The sequence below is a fragment of the Desulfotignum phosphitoxidans DSM 13687 genome, from assembly GCF_000350545.1.
In the GTDB taxonomy this organism is placed as follows: Bacteria; Desulfobacterota; Desulfobacteria; order Desulfobacterales; family Desulfobacteraceae; genus Desulfotignum; species Desulfotignum phosphitoxidans.
The window spans coordinates 199,785-217,106 of record NZ_APJX01000001.1; the positions used below are offsets into that span (position 1 = coordinate 199,785).

Consider the following 17,322-nt stretch of genomic DNA (forward strand, 5'->3'; position numbering starts at 1 on the left):
AAAACAATTATGATCCTTCCGCTTTGACCTTCGCCAGAATCTGTTCCGCCAGTTTTTCGGTAATGCCGGGCAATGATGTCAATTCATCCACAGTTGCGGCTTTAAGGTTTTCCAGACCTTTAAACCGCTGCAGCAGCATTTTTTTTCTTTTGGGTCCCACACCGGGGATGGCATCGAACACCGACAGACTGCCCCGTTTTTTCCGGCGCTTGCGCTGAAACGTGACAGCAAACCGGTGGGCCTCGTCCCGCACCTGCTGAAGCAGGAACAGGCCCTGCTTGAACGAGGCCGTGTTCAATGGATTGGACCGGCCCGGCACATAGATTTTGTCCATGTCCTCGCCTTTGGCCTCATCTTTTTTGGCCAGACCTGCCACGGCAAACCGGCCCGCCAGGTTCAGCTCTTTGAGCACGGCCACGGCCATGCCCAGCTGGCCTTTGCCCCCGTCCACCACCAGCAGATCCGGGAAATCCATCTCTTTTTCCGTTTTTGAAAACCGCCGGGTCAACACCTGGGTCATGCCGGCATAATCATCGGGCCGGTCCATATCCCGGAGAATATACCGGCGATACGCATCCTTGTCCGGCCGGCCCCGGGTGAACACCACCATGGACGACACCGGGTCTTGACCGGCCAGGTGGGAATTGTCAAAACATTCGATGCGGTCCGGCATCCGGTCCATTTTCAGCAGCACCTGGACCTGGGTCACGGCAGACTGGGCCGCTTCCGTCTTGATCCGCAGTTTTTCCAGCTCCCGGGCGGCATTGACATCAGCCATTTCCACCAGCCGCCGCTTCTCCCCTATCACAGGCACATGCACGGTCACTTTTCGATGCTTCTGCTCAGACAACCTGGATGCCAGCACATCCATGTTTTCGATTTCTCTGTCCAAAAGCACGGCATCGGGCAGAAACCGGGTCACATCATAATACTGCCATAAAAAGGCCCGCAGAATTTCATGGGATTCCTTGAATCCCGGGTCCACCGGGTAATGCACGGTGTCGATGAGCCGGCCGGACCGGACGATCATCATGGTGATGACGGCCATCTCCTTTTCAACGGCCAGGGCCAGGACATCCCTGTCTTTGAGATCTGCGGCAACCACCACCTGTTTTTCCAGAATATGGGTCATGGCGGTCACAGCATCCCGCTTCTGGGCCGCTTTTTCAAATTCCAGGGCCTGGGCATGGGCCTGCATCTGGGCTTTGAGTTTCTGGATTACCTGACCGGACCGGCCCTTGAGAAACAGCACCGCATCTTTGACATGCTGTTTGTATTCCTGTTCATCCACTTTCTGGCAGCAGGGTCCCAGACAGGCGTTGATCTGATAGTTCAGGCAGGGCCGGGACCGGTTTTTGAACTGGGTGTTCCGGCATTTCCGGAGTTTGAAAATTTTCTGAATCTGGCCCAGGGTCTGGTTCACACTCCGGGACGAGGAATAGGGCCCGAAATACAGGGCCGCATCGTTCTGGATCCGCCGCACCCGCTGGATTGCGGGAAACGGCTCGTTCATGTCAATGCGCAGCAGCGGGTAATTTTTGCCGTCTTTGAGCAGCACATTATACCGGGGCCGGTATTCCTTGATCAAATTGGATTCCAGAATAAAAGCCTCGTGATCCGATGCCGTGATGATCACATCGAAATCCCGGACCATGGCCAGCAGAGCCGAGGTCTTGCCGTCCGGGTGGTCCTGCCGGGCAAAATAGGATCCCAGGCGTTTTTTCAGGTCCTTGGCTTTTCCCACATAAATGATTTTTTTCCGGGCGTCTTTCATCAGATACACCCCGGGGGCATGGGGGGCCTGATGGTATTTTTGTGTCAGATCAGCGCGCATCACCGGTTATCCGCCGTTAAAACGGCACCATGTCCGTGAGCTGCCGGATCTTGTCCCGAAACACCGCCGCCTGTTCAAACTCCAGGTTTTCCGCGGCTTTTTTCATCTTGTATTCCAGATCCCGGATCAGATCGTCCAGATTGATGTCATCCCCGTCATAAGCTTGAATATCTTCGTGCACCGAAGGTGTTTCCTGCCCGGAACCCGCCGTATCCGATGCCGGGTATTTAAACACGTTGAGTTGTTTTTGAATGGTGGCCGGCACGATATGATGGGCCTCATTATATGCTTGCTGGATTTTCCGGCGGCGCCGGGTCTCGGCCAGGGCTTTTTTCATGGACTTGGTTTCTTTTTGCGCATACATGATCACCCGGCCGTACACGTTCCGGGCGGCCCGGCCGAAAATCTGGATAAAGGACCGGAACGAGCGCAGAAAGCCCTCCTTGTCCGCATCCAGGATCGCCACCAGAGACACCTCGGGAATATCCAGGCCTTCCCTGAGCAGATTGATGCCGATGAGCACGTCAAACACCCCCCGGCGCAGATCCTGAATGATCTCGATACGTTCCATGGTTACGATGTCCGAGTGCAGGTATTTGACCTTGATGCCCAGATCCGCATAATATTCGGTCAAATCTTCGGCCATGCGCTTGGTCAGGGTGGTCACCAGGACCCGTTCATCCGCTTCCACCCGTTTGATGATTTCCTGGTACAGGTCATCCACCTGGGTTGTGGCATCTCTTACCTGGACTTTCGGATCCAGAAGCCCGGTGGGCCGGACAATCTGTTCCGCCACCCGGATGCCGGCCTTTTCCAGCTCATAGTCCGCAGGCGTGGCTGACACATAAATGATCCGGGAGGTGCGGGCCGAGAACTCATGAAAAGCCAGGGGCCGGTTGTCCACGGCCGAAGGCAGGCGGAACCCGTATTCCACCAGAGTCAGTTTCCGGGACCGGTCCGCCTTGTACATGCCTGCCAGCTGGGACACGGAAATATGGCTTTCATCAAAAAACAGCAGAAAATCATCGGGCATATAATCCAGCAAAGTGGGGGGCGGTTCTCCGGGATTCCGTCCGGTGAGATGCCGGGAATAGTTCTCGATGCCGGTGCAGTATCCGATCTCGTTGAGCATTTCCATGTCATACCGGGTCCGCTCTTCCAGACGCTGGGCCTCCACCAGCCGGTTATCGGCCCGAAGCTGGGCCAGCCGCTCTTCCAGTTCCGCAAAAATCGCTTCCACCGCCCGTTTCCGGGTCTGGCTTTTGGTCACATAATGGGAAGCCGGATAGATGGCGGTCTGGTCAAAGGTGTGAAGCACCTCTCCTTTGAGGGGATCGATCTCACAGATCTCCTCGATCACGTCCCCGAAAAAATCGATGCGAACGGCCCGGTCTTCCTCATATGCCGGAAAAACTTCCACCCGGTCTCCCCGGACCCGGAACACGCCCCGGTGAAAATCGGTATCATTTCTTGTGTACTGGATCTCCACCAGTTTCCGGATCAGCGTGTCTCTGGAGATCTCCATATCCCGGGCCAGGGTGATACGCAGATCCAGATAGTCTTCCGGCGCTCCCAGCCCGTAAATGCAGGACACCGACGCCACCACAATGACATCCCGCCGGGCCAGCACCGACCGGGTGGCGGAATGGCGCATCTTGTCGATGATGTCGTTGATGGAGGAATCTTTTTGAATATAGGTGTCGCTGGAAGGCACATAGGCCTCGGGCTGGTAATAATCGTAATAGGACACAAAATATTCCACGCAGTTGTCCGGAAACAGCAGCTTGAATTCATTGTACAGCTGGGCTGCCAGGGTTTTGTTGGGCGCGATGATCAGGCTGGGTTTTTCCACTTGGGCAATGATATTGGCCATGGTGAATGTCTTGCCGGACCCGGTCACCCCTAACAGCACCTGGTGCGGTTCGTTGGTCTTTACCCCTTGTGTCAGATATTCAATGGCCTTGGGCTGATCCCCGGTGGGAGAAAACGATGATTTCAGATGAAACAGACTCATGGATTTACAGGCCTTTCACTGCACGGGCGTTTCTTCGTCCGGCCGCCTGGGCCAGGCGCTGAGGACCCCCTGGAGCAGAATGGCCAAAGGAATGGCAAAGAACACCCCCCAGACCCCCCAGATCCCGCCGAAAAAAAGCACCGCCACGATAATGGCGATGGGATGCAGGTTCACCACCTCGGAAAACAGCAGCGGCACCAGCACATTGCCGTCCAGCATCTGGATCACCAGATAGGCCAGGATGATCCAGGCCAGGTCCCCGGTCCACCCGAACTGGAAGTACGCCACCAGGGCCACGGGAAAGGTCATGACCGCGGCCCCGATATAGGGCACCAGCACGGAAATCCCCACCAGAAACGCCAGAAGCAGGGAAAAGCTGAGTCCCATGAAAATAAATGTCAGGTAAGACGCGCCCCACACGATCAGAATTTCCCAGAACTTGCCCCGGATGAAATTGCCCAGCTGCACATCCACGCCCTGCCACACCCGGCTGGCCAGGCCCCGCTCCCGGGGCAGGTGCCGCCGGATCCATCCCATGAGTTTGTCCTTGTCCTTGAGAAAGAAAAACACCAGCAGCGGCATCAGCACGATATACACCACCAGGGTGATGACCCCCACCACCGACGACAGGGTCTGGCGCAGCATCTTGTCAGTGAAAAGCCCCGCCTCCCGCCGGATCTGATCCAGAATTTTTTCGATCTCCACCTCGCTGAAAATATTGGGATATTTTTCAGGCAGGGACAGAATCAGGGTCTGGGATGCACTGAGCATGTCCGGCACCTCCTGGAGCAGCTGGGTGGCCTGGCGGGTGAGAACCGGCAGCAGCCAGAACAGCAGGGCCAGCAGCACCAGAAAAAACACCAGAAACACAATCCCCACCGCCAGCATCCGGGGCGTCCCCACCCGCTGCAGCGGCTGGATCAACCCCTCCAGCAGATACGCGATGATCAGGCTGGCGATCACCGGCACCAGGTGCTCTCCGGCCAGCAGCACCGTGGCCAGCCCCACCACCAGAAACACCGCCAGAATCACCACCTGAGGGTCTGAAAAATACCGTCGAACCCAGTCCTTAATTACACCCATTCTTTGCCTCAACCGTTTAAAATCAATCTTTGCAGTCTATCCTGTTTTCATTTTTTTTTCCATCATTTTTCCTACAGAGAATTTCGCTATAGCCGGCCCAGGCACAAACAAAAAAGAGAACCATGCAATCCATAATGACATTGTATATCAGAATCCCATAAAAGCGTATTGACATAGTACCAAAAAGCGGTACTATATATACTATGAAAACAAAGTCCGCTGCCGGACACCGACAAAGGAGCTGTGTCAAGTATTCGAAAATGGCTGGAAAGAAATGGGGTGACACCATGATGAACCTGATGACGATAAACGGTTATAAAGCGATCATTCATTATGATCCGATTTTAGACAAATTTCGGGGAGAGTTTATAGGACTCAATGGGGGCGCTGACTTTTACGCAACCACCATTGAAGCTCTCAAAAAAGAGGGAAAAGCCTCTCTGAAAGTTTTTCTTGAAATGTGCGAAGAGGAGGGAATTCCACCGCTGAAAGAATATTCCGGCAAATTCAATTTGCGGGTGTCCCCAGAACTGCATGCACAGATCGCAGCAAGGGCGGCAGCAGAGGGAAAGAGCCTCAATCAATGCGTAAAAGACCTGCTCGGGGATGCAATTCATTCATAAAAATCAAAAACGAGTCAGCGGGAAAGCCGATATTGCTGAAAGAAGACACTGACAATGAAAATATTAATTCTCAACGGGAGTCCCCGGAAAAACGGCACCGTGGCCACACTCCTCAAAGCGGTGGCTGAGCCGATCACCAACAAACATGAAACCGAATGGATCGATGTGTGCAAACTTGACATGAAATTCTGCACCGCCTGCATGGCCTGCCGGGACAAAGGAACCTGCGTCCTGCCGGAAGATGACGCCCACCGGGTGGGCCAAAAAATTCAACAGGCAGATGCCCTGGTCATCGGCACTCCGACCCACTGGGGCAACATGTGCGCGCCGCTCAAACTTCTTTTTGACCGCAACGTGCCGGTGTTCATGGGGGAAAGCCCCAAGGGAATGCCGGAACCCAGGCAGAAAGGCAAACGTGCCGTTATCGTGACCGCCTGCACCACCCCCTGGCCGTTCAACTTCATTTTCCCGGAAAGTCGCGGCGCAATCCGGGCGGTCAAAGAAGTCCTGCATTACGGCGGGTACAAACTTGTGGGCACGATCACCAAACCCGGGACCAAAAAAACAAATGAGATCTCTTCATCCTTGATGGCAAAAGCGGAGCGGTTGGGGAAAAAACTCATCCCGTGATTTCCCCGCATTCTCCTGTTAAAACCGGCATTGAAAAAGGCCCTATTTGAGGAGTTAAAATGGCTGAAGACCGGCAGGACATCATTATTTACAACACCGTGGACGGGAAAGCGGCGGTATCGCTCTATGCCAAAGATAGCATGGTCTGGATGAACCAGAGCCAGCTGGCCGAACTTTTTGACACCTCCATGCCAAATATCAGCATACATATATCCAACATACTGAAGGAAAAAGAATTGGATGAAAATTCAGTTGTAAAGAATTACTTAACAACTGCCGCATAAATCATCCTGGACCGGGCCGACGCAGACAAACCCAACATAGCACTCACCTCCTGGCCATTCAATTTCATTTTTCCGGAAAGCAGAAGGTCCGTCCCTTCCTGGCGGTCAAAGAAGTCCTGCATTACGGCGGGTACAAGCTCGTAGACACGATAACCAGACCCGGCAACGATAAATCAAAGCAGATCTCTTCATCATTGATGGAAAAAGCGGGGCAGGCAATATTTCTTTACATAATCGGGGATTACTGATACGAAAAAATGGAATGAATTTTTGATTATTGGATCGGATACCTTCAAAAGATCTAAGATTCAGAGTTCAAGATATTTTGTTGTAGCCAGCAATTTTTAATTCCAAGAATTGAATTACATGCCCAAATATAGAAATAAAGTCAGATTAAAGAAATATCTATCAGGTCATAACAGGGCAGATAAATTGATAGAATTTCTTATTTTACATAACTACCCTGATGAGATTATTGAAACTGTAACAAAGGATGGTATAGATATTTTTGTGACTGCCTGGGAGGTGTCTGTCGAATTCATCGTTGCAGATCCTGATTATGAAGAATATGATTTTGATCTATCCAAAAGGACAGAACTCTATTTGGTTTTACAGCATACTCCTTCAGAACAGGTTCAAACATTTAAAAATCGAATAATGATTGCTGATGAATCATTTAAAAAAGCAACCATTGAAACTGACGGACCTCAAAACAAAAACGCATCAGAGAAGAAAGATCAATGGTGGCTGTTTAGACAGCTGAAATAGCTATCTATGATTCCAAGAAATGGAAAACCATGGCGAATAAAGTGTTGCACATGGATTGCAAGACACGAGGGCCTTTAGCCCCTGACAATTTTGGAATTTCCAGTGCTGGTTGCAAAACCTTTCATCCCATTGCACCCAATAATTTTATCGCTATTCACCTATAAAATCAGGAAATTGAATATGAGCGTACCTGGCCGAATCAAAGAATTGATCGAAACGTTTGAAAATAATTTGGAATCGTACAAAAAAGGCAACTACAATGAAACCCAGGTGCGCCGTGAATTCATAGACCCTTTTTTCGAAGAACTGGGATGGGATGTAACCAACAGACAGGGGTATGCGGAGGCTTATAAGGATGTTATCCATGAAGACGCCATTAAAGTCGGCGGCGTTACCAAGGCACCGGATTACTGCTTCCGTGTCGGCGGCACCCGCAAATTTTTTCTGGAAGCAAAAAAACCGTCGGTCAATATACAGAGAGACATCCATCCGGCCTACCAGTTACGCCGCTATGGGTGGAGCGCCAAGCTGCCCCTGAGCATTTTAACGGATTTCGAAGAACTTGCCGTTTACGACTGCCGGGTGAAGCCGTCGAAGACCGACAAGGTTTCCCACTCCCGTATTTTATACCTCAAATTCACGGATTATGAGAACCGGTGGGAAGAACTTGCCGGTATTTTTTCCAGAGATGCCATCCTGAAGGGCTCTTTTGACAAATATGTGGAATCCAATAAAAAGAAAAAAGGCACCACCGAGGTTGATACCGCTTTTCTCCATGAAATCGAATCCTGGCGGGAACTCCTGGCCCGGAATATCGCCCTGCGCAATCCGAATCTTTCCCAGAGGGAATTGAACTTTGCCGTTCAGCAGACCATCGACCGGATCGTGTTTCTCCGCATCTGCGAGGATCGGGGAATGGAGGATTACGGTGGATTGATGGCTCTGCGCAATGGTGAGAATGTCTATGAACGCCTGTTCCACCTTTTCAAAAAAGCGGATGAGAAATACAATTCCGGGCTGTTTCATTTCAAAAAAGAGAAAGGGCGTGAGAATTGTGACAACCTGACACCTTTGCTGCAAATAGACGACAAACCCCTGAAAGAAATTTTCAAGAATCTGTATTACCCGGAAAGCCCCTACGAATTTTCCGTTCTATCGGCTGATATCCTCGGCCAAGTGTATGAACGCTTTTTAGGCAAGGTCATCCGCCTCACCCCCGGTCATCAGGCCAAAATCGAAGAAAAGCCGGAAGTCCGCAAAGCGGGCGGTGTTTATTACACGCCCGCCTACATTGTGGACTATATCGTCAAAAACACGGTAGGCAAATTGGTGGAGGGCAAGAGACCCGGTCCCAGAGGCGGTGTAAGCAATTTGAAGATTCTGGACCCGGCCTGTGGTTCAGGTTCGTTTTTGATCGGTGCATATCAGTTTTTGCTGGACTGGCACCGGGATGAATACATCAATGACGGTCCGGAAAAGTGGTCAAAAGGCAAAACACCCCGCATCTACCAATCCAGGAAAGGGGAATGGCGATTGACCACTGACGAGCGCAAACGGATTCTATTGAACAACATATACGGCGTGGACATCGATCATCAGGCGGTGGAAGTGACAAAGCTGTCCCTCCTGCTCAAGGTGCTGGAAGGGGAGGCTGAACAAAGCATCGGCAAGCAGATGCTTATGTTTCAAGAACGGGTGCTGCCGGACCTTTCGAACAATATCAAATGCGGCAACTCACTGATTGGACCAGACTTTTACGACTCCCAGCAAATGAGCCTGTTTGATGAAGAGGAACTGTTCCGGGTCAACGCCTTTAACTGGCCCACCGAGTTTTCCGATATAATGTCCGATGGTGGATTTGACGCCGTGATCGGCAATCCGCCATATATCATTATTGGCTCCGATAAATTAAATGAACAATCATATTACATTAAAAATTTCGAATTGACCGCATATAAGACCAATACATACATTTTGTTTATCGATAAAGGGTTAAGGCTTTTAGGGAAGCAGGGAGCAATACTTGGTTATATTATTCCTAAGTCTTTGGTTTTTAATACATACTTTAGTGAAATAAGAGCTAAGATTTTATCAAGGTATGTAGTGCCGCAAATAGTAGAGATCAAAGATAAAGTTTTCCAAAATGCCGAAGTTGGCGATTCTTTATTGTTTTTTAGCCAAAAAGCACCCAATCCTGAAAAGAATCAACTTGTTTATTATCGTGTTAAGAACATATTTCCAAAGTTTGAAACAATCGAACAATTCAAAAATATACAGAAAGAGCTTTCAGAAAACGCTGACTCTTTGTTTTATCGATCAAGTTTATTCATCAACGCGCCTGTAAAACATTTAAGTGAGTTCTTGAGTGTTTCTAACGGACTAAATCCAGGCAATGTAAGGCATCTTCTATTTTCAGAAAAGAAAGAAAATGAAAAGTATAAAAAATTGATTCTGGGGCGCGATATTCAAAAATATAGTTTGAGGTGGTCCGGGACTTGGGTGAATTATGATCCAGATTTGAAGAACAGAATAAAACTATCAGATATAAAATCAAAATCAGGTATGACAGCTCAAAAAAAGGTCGATTTTGCGTTGAGGAACCCCAAAATTTTCATCTCCCCAAAAATTTTAATTCGTAAGACCGCTGATAAGATTATCGCTTGTTTTGATTCCGAAGGCTATTATATCGATTCTTTATCATACAGTTTACAAGCAAACTCTCAGACCCATGAATCTATATTTTATTTTCTTGGGTTGTTGAATTCAAGGCTCATTGGATATCTGCATGATGGCTTGTCGATGAATAAAAATAAGGTTTTTGCTAAAGTCTTGGGGACAAACCTCAAAAAACTCCCCATCCGCTTTATTAAATTTGATGATCCGGTTGACGTTGCCCGTCATGACCGTATTGTTGGGCTGGTGGATCAGATAATTGGATTAAACCAAAATCTGATTGAATCCAAAATGCCCCAGACGACTGAGATGTTGAAGAGGCAAATTGAGTCCACAGACAGACAAATCGATCAACTCGTTTATAAATTGTATGAGTTAACAGATGATGAAATCCAAATTATAGAATCAGAAACTTAAAATTCAAAAAAACAGCGGACGAAAAAATTCACAGGTGTATATGCTGGAATTATAATGATAACAAACTTACAAACCTTAGAAAAACTCGGCTTTGAAAAATGGTTCCAGGACCATGTCGATCCCGAACGTTCGGCGGAATTTGAGATCGCCCGGGTGATTGTGGTGCACAAAGACCGGTATACCATCACCAGCGGGTTAGATGATGTTCCGGCGGAGCTGGTGGGAAAACTGCTTTTCAGTGCGGCGTCTGCTGTGGACTACCCGGCGGTGGGGGACTGGGTGCTGGTCAAATTGTACGATGGAAACACATTTGCCGTCATCCATGAGATCATCCAGAGGAAATCCCTGCTGAAACGGAAAACCCCGGGAAAGAAAATTGAGTTTCAACTGATTGCCGCCAACATCGATGCGGCATTCATTGTCCAGTCACTGGATCACAATTTCAATTTAAGGCGGCTGGAGCGGTATCTGGTGATGGTCAACGAAAGCAACATCCGGCCGGTGGTGTTGTTGAGCAAGAGCGACCTTCTGACTTCCGACAAGATCGCCGGCCGGATCGGTCAGATCCATGAGATCATGCCGCAGTTGCAGGTCCTGCCGTTCAGCAGCAACAATGAATCCGGTCTGGAACATGTCAAAGACCTGCTGAAACCCGGGCTGACCTTTTGCTTATTAGGATCATCCGGTGTCGGCAAGACCACGCTTTTGAACCATCTCATCGGTGAATCAGTTTTCAAGACCAAAACCGTCCGGGAAAAGGACAGCAAGGGCCGGCATGCCACAACGTCCAGGCAGCTGATCACACTGGCCGGCGGGGCAATGGTGGTGGATACGCCGGGAATGCGGGAGCTTGAGAATTTTTCCGTGGAAACGGGCCTGGATGAAACTTTTGCAGAAATCACCGCGCTGGCTGGAAAGTGCCGGTTCAACGACTGCTCCCATACCCGTGAACAAGGGTGTGCGGTGCTGGCGGCGGTGACAGAGGGGACCCTGTCTGAAAAAAGATACCAGAATTACATGAAAATGATCCGGGAATCCATTTTCAATGACATGTCCTATGTGGAGAAAAGGCAAAAAGACAAACAGTTTGCCAAACATTGTAAAACCGTGATGACGCACCGGAAAAGGCAAAAAACATTTTAAGGAGAAAAATGATGGCATTCAAAGAACTGGTGAAAAACCGTCGGAGCTGCCGAGTATTTATGGATACCCCGGTGACCGGAGAACAGATCGAGGCCATTGTCACAGCCGGGCAGTGGGCGCCCAGCCCTTTAAATCAACAGCCGTTTCAGTTCATTGCAGTCACTGATCCGAAGCTTCGGGCCGGAATTCAGAAAGCGGGCATGGCTGCGAAACAGGCGGTGGCAGATCAGGGAGGACCCGGCTGGGCCCAGAAATATCCCATGGAGTTTGTGGGAACCTGCCCCCTGATTCTGGTGGTGGTGAGTGACCCGTCCCTGGGCGGGCTGGGAAGTTATTTTAATCAGCCCCACGGTGCCCTTCAATCCGCATCCGCCTGTATCCAGAACATGATGCTGATGGCGGCGGAACTGGGCCTGGGATCCCTGTGGTTTACTTTTTTTGATCCGGATGATGTGAAACCGGTTCTCAGTATTCCCAAAGAACTGGAGATTGCCGGTGCGGTGCTGGTGGGCACACCGGCTGCCGAAACCAAGGGGCCGTCCAGAAAACCGCCCCAGGTGCATGAAAATCTGTTTCATCAGTGATAACATTGCCGGCTCTTGCAGGAATATCGTTGAAAAAGAATAAATATTCCCCGGCGATCCGGCGGTAAATTATAAAAAGGTGAATACTATCAATGAATGAAAACAGCCAGAAAATCGCGTTGTTTATCGATGCAGATAATGCGCCCGCAAGCAAATTTGAAGAAGTGCTCAGTGAAGTGGCAAAATACGGGGTTGTCACGATCAGAAAAGCGTATGGTAACTGGAAAAGCCCGACCCTTAAATCCTGGGAAGATTTATTGAATGAATACGCCATACAGCCGATTCAACAGTATGATCTGACCAAGGGCAAAAATGCGTCAGATATTGCTTTGGTCATCGATGCAATGGATGTCATGTATACCAAAAACATTGATGTGATGTGCTTTGTGTCATCAGACTGTGATTTCACACCCATGGTGACACGCGCACTTGCAGAGGGTAAAGTCGTTTTGGGGTTTGGAGAGCGGAAAACCCCTTCCCCCTTTGTCAACGCGTGTTCCAAGTTCTTATACCTTGATGCAGCACCCAAACAGAATGGGTCGGTGCCTGAAAAACCCAAAACCCTGAAATCCGACACAAAACTGCTCAACCTGCTGAGGCAGGCCATAGAAGCGACGGAAGAAGATAACGGCTGGGCCGCGCTGGGGCCGGTGGGATCACATATCTCCAATAAAACATCCTTTGATACCAGAAATTACGGTTATAAAAATTTAAGCAGCCTTATCAAAGCCATTGATCTGTTTGAGTTGAAAAGAGGCCCTGGCAACTCATACCTGGTTAAAGACAAAAAAAAGAAAAAATCAGGTTGACCCGCCATTGCGGCAGACTTGCTGAGGCCCGGTGGAGATTGCGGACCGGAAGCTTTTTTCAGAAAGGATGAATCATGACAGATGACACCAAAGTCCGGCGGATGGTTGAGATCACCATGGCGCCGGTGGAACTGTACAAGATCCTGAAGTTTGAAAACCTGGCCGCCAGCGGCGGGGAAGCCAAGTTCCGGATCCAGGACGGTCAGGTGCGGGTGAACGGGGAGATAGAAACCCGGAAGCGAAGAAAAATCCGGCCCGGGGATGTGATCGAAACCCCTGAGGCCGTTCTGACCATCGTAAAATCAGAACCTTAGAATATATGGAGTGAACAGATATGTTTATCGTCACATCAGAACAGATGCAACACATGGACCGGTTTACCATTGAAAAATTCGGCATTCCCGGACGGGTGCTCATGGAAAATGCCGGCCGGGGGGCGGTGGATTTTTTCATGGAACAGTTTCAGCCCACCCCGGCGACCCGGGTGGCGGTGGTGGCGGGCCGGGGCAACAACGGCGGAGACGGCTGGGTCATGGCCCGGTATCTCATGGAAAAACAGATTCCCGTGACCGTGTTTCTATTGTCGGCCCAAGACCGGGTCAAAGGGGATGCCAAAGCCAACATGGACCTGGTGGAAAAACTGCTGCCGTATTTTCCGGATTGCGGGGTGGTGGAAATTTCTGATGCCGCCGCGCTGGACCGGGAAAAAACCCGGCTGATACATCATGATCTGTTTGTGGATGCCATTTTCGGCACCGGCCTGAATTCAGATGTCCGGGGAATGTTCAAAACCGTAATCCAGTGCATCAACCAGACAAACAAGCCGGTATTTGCCGTGGATATCCCTTCGGGTCTTAATGCCGACACCGGCGCGGTGTGCGGCGTATGCATCAACGCAGCGGCCACGGCCACGTTCGGCTTTGCCAAGATTGGACATATCCTGCATCCGGGCAATGAATATACCGGGAAATTGCAGGTCATTGACATCGGCATCCCCGGATTTGCCGCCGGAAAACAGGATCTTTGGTTCCAGGTGATGGAAAAACAAACCATTGCCCCCCTGTTCCCGGCCCGGGCGTTCAACAGCCACAAAGGCAGTTTCGGCCACCTGCTGGTCCTGGCCGGATCTCCGGGAAAAACCGGGGCCGCAGCCCTGTGCGCCAATGCCGCCAAACGGATCGGCACCGGCCTGGTGACCGCAGGCGTGCCGGAAGGCATCAATGCCGTGATGGAAACACTGGTGGTGGAGCCCATGACCGTGCCGCTGCCGGAAACCGCATCCGGCACATTGTCGCCGAACGGACTGGACCGGATTCTGTCCCTGGCTGAAAACCGGCAGGCCCTGGCCTTAGGGCCGGGACTGGGCACGGATCCGGACACGCGGAAACTGGTAACCGCGCTGGTGGAAACCTGCTCCCTGCCTCTGATCATGGATGCGGATGCCGTCAACTGTCTGGCTGAAAATCCAACCGTGCTCAAGTCCCGGACCTCTCCGGCGGTGTTGACGCCCCATCCCGGGGAAATGGCCCGTCTGGCCGGAATTTACACATCCGAAGTTCAGGCGGACCGGCCCGGCACAGCCCGGACATTTGCACAGGACTTCAATGTCATCCTGGTGCTCAAAGGAGCCCAGACCCTGATCGCCCTGCCGGACGGCCGCCTTTTTCTGTGCCCTGCCGGAAACCCGGGCATGGCCACCGGCGGCATGGGAGATGTGCTCACCGGTATGATCGCCGGACTGGCGGCCCAGGGATTTTCTCTGGAAAATGCCGCATTGGCCGGGGTGTTCATCCATGGGCTGTGCGGGGATCTGCTGGCCGACATATTCGGCGGGTTCGGGTTTCTGGCCGGTGACATGATCCGGAACATTCCTGAAACCATCCACAGGCATTTGACATGACCCATCAGATCATCACCCAGACCGACGCCCAGACCCGGGATTTGGGGTTCCGCCTGGGCCGGGCACTGACCGGTCCGGTGGCCATTGCCTTATCCGGAGATCTGGGATGCGGTAAAACCACATTTGTCAAAGGCCTGGCCCGGGGACTAGGGGTGAATGCCCGTTATCCCATCACCAGCCCTACGTTCACGCTCATCAATGAATATCCGGCCGCTGATCAATTGCGGCTGTGCCATCTGGATCTGTACCGCCTGGGATCGGTGGAGGAACTGGCACACATCGGGTTTGACGATCTCACCGGTACTGATGCCGTGATTGTGGTGGAGTGGCCGGCCCTGCTCAAGGAGGATGGGTTTGCTTTTGACCTGGAACTGATCTTTGAGTTTGATGCCGCATATCACCGGGTTATCTCTTTTTTTGCCTCTGGACAGACCGGTACAAACATGTTAAGCAGTTTGTTTTCATAAATTATGAAACCAATTTTTTTGGGGAGTTTTTGATGGCACTTCGAGTACAGAAATACGGGGGCACATCCGTGGCGGATATCCAGCGGATCTCCCGGGTGGCGGACCGGGTGATCAAGGCCCATGAAGCCGGCGATCAGATGGTGGTGGTGCTCTCTGCCATGGCTGGCGTGACAGACAAGCTGATTTCTCTGGCCCGGCAGGCGGCAATCACACCGGACAAACGGGAACTGGATGTACTGCTGGCCACCGGGGAACAAACCACTGCGGCATTGATGGCCATCCTGCTCAAATCCCGGGGGTACAAAGCCAGATCGTTTTTGGGATTTCAGGCCGGGATTCACACGGACCAGACCCCGGGTAAAGCCCGGATCCTGGACATTGACGCCCAGAAAGTCAAAAAAGCCCTGGATCAGGGACATATCTGCGTGGTGGCCGGATTCCAGGGCGCGGATAACAACGGGGATATCACCACATTGGGCCGGGGCGGCTCCGATACCTCTGCCGTGGCCATTGCCGCATCCCTGAAAGCGGATGTGTGTGAGATATTCACGGATGTGGACGGTGTGTACACCACCGACCCCAGAATCTGTGCCAAAGCCCGGAAAATCGACCGGATTTCCTATGAAGAAATGCTGGAAATGGCCGTGCTGGGCGCCAAGGTGCTCCAGATCCGGTCCGTGGATTTTGCCAAAAAATACAATATTCCCTTGCATGTCAGATCATCATTCAATGAGGAGGATGGAACCATGGTCGTCAATGAAAGCGCGGATATGGAAAGCGCGGTGGTATCAGGCATCACCTGTGATATGAATGAAACCCGGATCACCCTGAAACGGGTGCCGGACCAGCCCGGTATTTCCGCGAAAATTTTCGGCCCGCTGGCGGATGCGGAGATCATGGTGGACATGATCATTCAGAACACCCGCACCGGCGGGGAAACCGACCTGACCTTCACCGTGACCAAGGATGATTTTGACCGGGCCCTGCAGATTTCAGAAGCCGTGGCCAAAGAGGTTGGTGCGGAAGAAGTGCTTTCAGCCAAGGATATCGCCAAGGTATCGGTCATCGGACTGGGCATGAAAAGTCACTCCGGTGTGGCTGCCACCATGTTCAAGGCCCTGGCCGAAGAAAACATCAATATCCGGCTGATCTCCACATCGGAAATCCGGATTTCCTGTGTCATTCTGGCCAAATACGCGGAACTTGCGGTGCGGGCTCTGCATGCCGCCTTTGGTCTGGATGGAGACAATTAAACCGACGGTTTGTTTTCCAGGGCTGATTCAATTTCATGGATCACTTTTCGGGCCGCGGCGGCCGGATCCTGTGCATCCCGGATGGGCCGGCCGATCACCAGCAGATCACTGCCCCGGGCTATGGCCTGGGCCGGAGTGGTGATCCGCTTCTGATCATCTTTTGGGGTCAGGCTCCAGGCCGGACGGATCCCCGGCGTAACCGCCAGAAACTCTGTGCCGAACCGGGCTTTGATGTCGGCGGCCTCCCGGCCGGAACAAACCACGCCCCGGCATCCGGCATCATGGGCCAGTTGGGCCCGGAGCATGACCAGCTTCATGGGATCCGCTGAGAACTGATCTGAAAATCCACCGTAGGCAAGCGTTTCCTCATCATTGTCTGTGAGCAGGGTCACGCCCAGGACCCCCACGTTTCCCTGTCCTCCCTGAACCGCCATTTCCAGCATTTTTTTGGACGAACAAGTGTGCACCGTGACCAGATCCACTGCCAGATCCGCCACCCGGGCCATGGCCCTGAACACCGTGGCACTGATATCATGCAGCTTGAGATCCAGAAAAATCCCGGCGGCACTCAGATCCCGGATCATCTTCACCACGCTCGGCCCCTCACAGATGAACAGTTCCAGACCGATCTTGAACATGCCCACATGCGGCCCCAACACGCTGACCAGCGATTGTGCCTCTTTCATCGAAGGCACGTCCAAAGGAAACACAATATAATCTTTGCCTGTTTTTTTCATCATTTTCCCTTTTTCCATCCTGCTTTTTACAAACAAAATTCCCGGATCAGATATTAGGCGGAAAAATGCTTGATTGTCAACAACCCGGAACGCCTTTGCACAG

Annotated in this window: 16 protein-coding genes; 12 read left to right on the forward strand and 4 right to left on the reverse strand. The window is 51.5% G+C overall.

Annotation, left to right across the window (positions count from 1 at the left end; translation table 11 throughout):
- Positions 1 to 7: 7 nt before the first annotated feature.
- From uvrC to DPO_RS00900, 3 genes are read right to left on the reverse strand one after another with little or no spacing between them, the layout of a single operon-like run.
- Positions 8 to 1,834, reverse strand: a complete 1,827-nt coding sequence (gene uvrC / locus DPO_RS00890; RefSeq protein ID WP_006963689.1) for an excinuclease ABC subunit UvrC — start codon at positions 1,832 to 1,834, stop codon at positions 8 to 10.
- A 16-nt stretch (positions 1,835 to 1,850) separates the two neighbouring features.
- Positions 1,851 to 3,848, reverse strand: a complete 1,998-nt coding sequence (gene uvrB, locus DPO_RS00895) for an excinuclease ABC subunit UvrB (protein ID WP_006963690.1) — start codon at positions 3,846 to 3,848, stop codon at positions 1,851 to 1,853.
- A gap of 15 nt (positions 3,849 to 3,863) precedes the next feature.
- Positions 3,864 to 4,931 (reverse strand): AI-2E family transporter, encoded by a 1,068-nt coding sequence (locus DPO_RS00900; RefSeq protein ID WP_006963691.1) that lies wholly within the window; start codon positions 4,929 to 4,931, stop codon positions 3,864 to 3,866.
- 287 nt (positions 4,932 to 5,218) lie between these two features.
- On the opposite strand from DPO_RS00900, the gene DPO_RS00905 reads away from it, so the two are divergent.
- The 12 genes from DPO_RS00905 (at position 5,219) to DPO_RS00960 (ending at position 16,482) form a co-directional block, all read left to right on the forward strand.
- Positions 5,219 to 5,554 carry a type II toxin-antitoxin system HicB family antitoxin gene (locus DPO_RS00905; protein ID WP_006963692.1) on the forward strand — a complete coding sequence of 112 codons (336 nt, stop codon included), beginning with the start codon at positions 5,219 to 5,221 and terminating at the stop codon, positions 5,552 to 5,554.
- A 54-nt stretch (positions 5,555 to 5,608) separates the two neighbouring features.
- Entirely contained in the window at positions 5,609 to 6,184 is a 576-nt protein-coding gene (locus tag DPO_RS00910; protein ID WP_006963693.1) for a flavodoxin family protein, read from the forward strand.
- Between the two features lie 59 nt (positions 6,185 to 6,243).
- Positions 6,244 to 6,468 carry a hypothetical protein gene (locus DPO_RS00915; RefSeq protein ID WP_006963694.1) on the forward strand — a complete coding sequence of 75 codons (225 nt, stop codon included), beginning with the start codon at positions 6,244 to 6,246 and terminating at the stop codon, positions 6,466 to 6,468.
- Between the two features lie 366 nt (positions 6,469 to 6,834).
- On the forward strand, positions 6,835 to 7,236 hold the full coding sequence (locus DPO_RS00920; RefSeq protein ID WP_040011384.1) for a hypothetical protein: 402 nt from the start codon (positions 6,835 to 6,837) through the stop codon (positions 7,234 to 7,236).
- A 180-nt stretch (positions 7,237 to 7,416) separates the two neighbouring features.
- On the forward strand, positions 7,417 to 10,326 hold the full coding sequence (locus DPO_RS00925; RefSeq protein WP_006963695.1) for an Eco57I restriction-modification methylase domain-containing protein: 2,910 nt from the start codon (positions 7,417 to 7,419) through the stop codon (positions 10,324 to 10,326).
- Between the two features lie 54 nt (positions 10,327 to 10,380).
- Positions 10,381 to 11,469: a ribosome small subunit-dependent GTPase A gene (gene rsgA, locus DPO_RS00930; RefSeq protein ID WP_006963696.1), complete on the forward strand. Its 1,089-nt coding sequence runs from the start codon at positions 10,381 to 10,383 to the stop codon at positions 11,467 to 11,469.
- A gap of 8 nt (positions 11,470 to 11,477) precedes the next feature.
- Positions 11,478 to 12,053: a nitroreductase family protein gene (locus tag DPO_RS00935; protein WP_201765579.1), complete on the forward strand. Its 576-nt coding sequence runs from the start codon at positions 11,478 to 11,480 to the stop codon at positions 12,051 to 12,053.
- 92 nt (positions 12,054 to 12,145) lie between these two features.
- Entirely contained in the window at positions 12,146 to 12,862 is a 717-nt protein-coding gene (locus DPO_RS00940; RefSeq protein ID WP_006963698.1) for an NYN domain-containing protein, read from the forward strand.
- Positions 12,863 to 12,936: 74 nt separating this feature from the next.
- Positions 12,937 to 13,176 carry an RNA-binding S4 domain-containing protein gene (locus tag DPO_RS00945; RefSeq protein WP_006963699.1) on the forward strand — a complete coding sequence of 80 codons (240 nt, stop codon included), beginning with the start codon at positions 12,937 to 12,939 and terminating at the stop codon, positions 13,174 to 13,176.
- A 20-nt stretch (positions 13,177 to 13,196) separates the two neighbouring features.
- Positions 13,197 to 14,762 carry a bifunctional ADP-dependent NAD(P)H-hydrate dehydratase/NAD(P)H-hydrate epimerase gene (locus DPO_RS00950; RefSeq protein WP_006963700.1) on the forward strand — a complete coding sequence of 522 codons (1,566 nt, stop codon included), beginning with the start codon at positions 13,197 to 13,199 and terminating at the stop codon, positions 14,760 to 14,762.
- Positions 14,759 to 15,229 (forward strand): tRNA (adenosine(37)-N6)-threonylcarbamoyltransferase complex ATPase subunit type 1 TsaE, encoded by a 471-nt coding sequence (gene tsaE, locus DPO_RS00955; protein WP_006963701.1) that lies wholly within the window; start codon positions 14,759 to 14,761, stop codon positions 15,227 to 15,229. The genes DPO_RS00950 and tsaE overlap by 4 nt, the downstream gene beginning before the upstream one ends.
- Positions 15,230 to 15,261: 32 nt before the next feature.
- Positions 15,262 to 16,482: an aspartate kinase gene (locus tag DPO_RS00960; protein ID WP_006963702.1), complete on the forward strand. Its 1,221-nt coding sequence runs from the start codon at positions 15,262 to 15,264 to the stop codon at positions 16,480 to 16,482.
- On the opposite strand, the gene pyrF is transcribed toward DPO_RS00960, so the two are convergent.
- Positions 16,479 to 17,222, reverse strand: coding sequence for an orotidine-5'-phosphate decarboxylase (pyrF, locus tag DPO_RS00965; RefSeq protein WP_006963703.1), 744 nt, complete (start codon positions 17,220 to 17,222; stop codon positions 16,479 to 16,481). The genes DPO_RS00960 and pyrF overlap by 4 nt on opposite strands.
- Between the last annotated feature and the right edge of the window lie 100 nt (positions 17,223 to 17,322).

What these genes read in the sequence shown, in the direction of transcription:
- uvrB (WP_006963690.1), bottom strand. Translation starts at nt 3,848, where the DNA reads ATGAGTCTGTTTCATCTGAAATCATCGTTTTCTCCCACCGGGGATCAG.
- DPO_RS00940 (WP_006963698.1), top strand. Translation starts at nt 12,146, where the DNA reads ATGAATGAAAACAGCCAGAAAATCGCGTTGTTTATCGATGCAGATAAT.
- DPO_RS00910 (WP_006963693.1), top strand. Translation starts at nt 5,609, where the DNA reads ATGAAAATATTAATTCTCAACGGGAGTCCCCGGAAAAACGGCACCGTG.
- rsgA (WP_006963696.1), top strand. Translation starts at nt 10,381, where the DNA reads ATGATAACAAACTTACAAACCTTAGAAAAACTCGGCTTTGAAAAATGG.
- tsaE (WP_006963701.1), top strand. Translation starts at nt 14,759, where the DNA reads ATGACCCATCAGATCATCACCCAGACCGACGCCCAGACCCGGGATTTG.
- DPO_RS00900 (WP_006963691.1), bottom strand. Translation starts at nt 4,931, where the DNA reads ATGGGTGTAATTAAGGACTGGGTTCGACGGTATTTTTCAGACCCTCAG.
- DPO_RS00935 (WP_201765579.1), top strand. Translation starts at nt 11,478, where the DNA reads ATGATGGCATTCAAAGAACTGGTGAAAAACCGTCGGAGCTGCCGAGTA.
- DPO_RS00950 (WP_006963700.1), top strand. Translation starts at nt 13,197, where the DNA reads ATGTTTATCGTCACATCAGAACAGATGCAACACATGGACCGGTTTACC.
- uvrC (WP_006963689.1), bottom strand. Translation starts at nt 1,834, where the DNA reads ATGCGCGCTGATCTGACACAAAAATACCATCAGGCCCCCCATGCCCCC.
- DPO_RS00905 (WP_006963692.1), top strand. Translation starts at nt 5,219, where the DNA reads ATGATGAACCTGATGACGATAAACGGTTATAAAGCGATCATTCATTAT.
- DPO_RS00915 (WP_006963694.1), top strand. Translation starts at nt 6,244, where the DNA reads ATGGCTGAAGACCGGCAGGACATCATTATTTACAACACCGTGGACGGG.
- DPO_RS00960 (WP_006963702.1), top strand. Translation starts at nt 15,262, where the DNA reads ATGGCACTTCGAGTACAGAAATACGGGGGCACATCCGTGGCGGATATC.
- DPO_RS00925 (WP_006963695.1), top strand. Translation starts at nt 7,417, where the DNA reads ATGAGCGTACCTGGCCGAATCAAAGAATTGATCGAAACGTTTGAAAAT.
- DPO_RS00920 (WP_040011384.1), top strand. Translation starts at nt 6,835, where the DNA reads ATGCCCAAATATAGAAATAAAGTCAGATTAAAGAAATATCTATCAGGT.
- pyrF (WP_006963703.1), bottom strand. Translation starts at nt 17,222, where the DNA reads ATGATGAAAAAAACAGGCAAAGATTATATTGTGTTTCCTTTGGACGTG.
- DPO_RS00945 (WP_006963699.1), top strand. Translation starts at nt 12,937, where the DNA reads ATGACAGATGACACCAAAGTCCGGCGGATGGTTGAGATCACCATGGCG.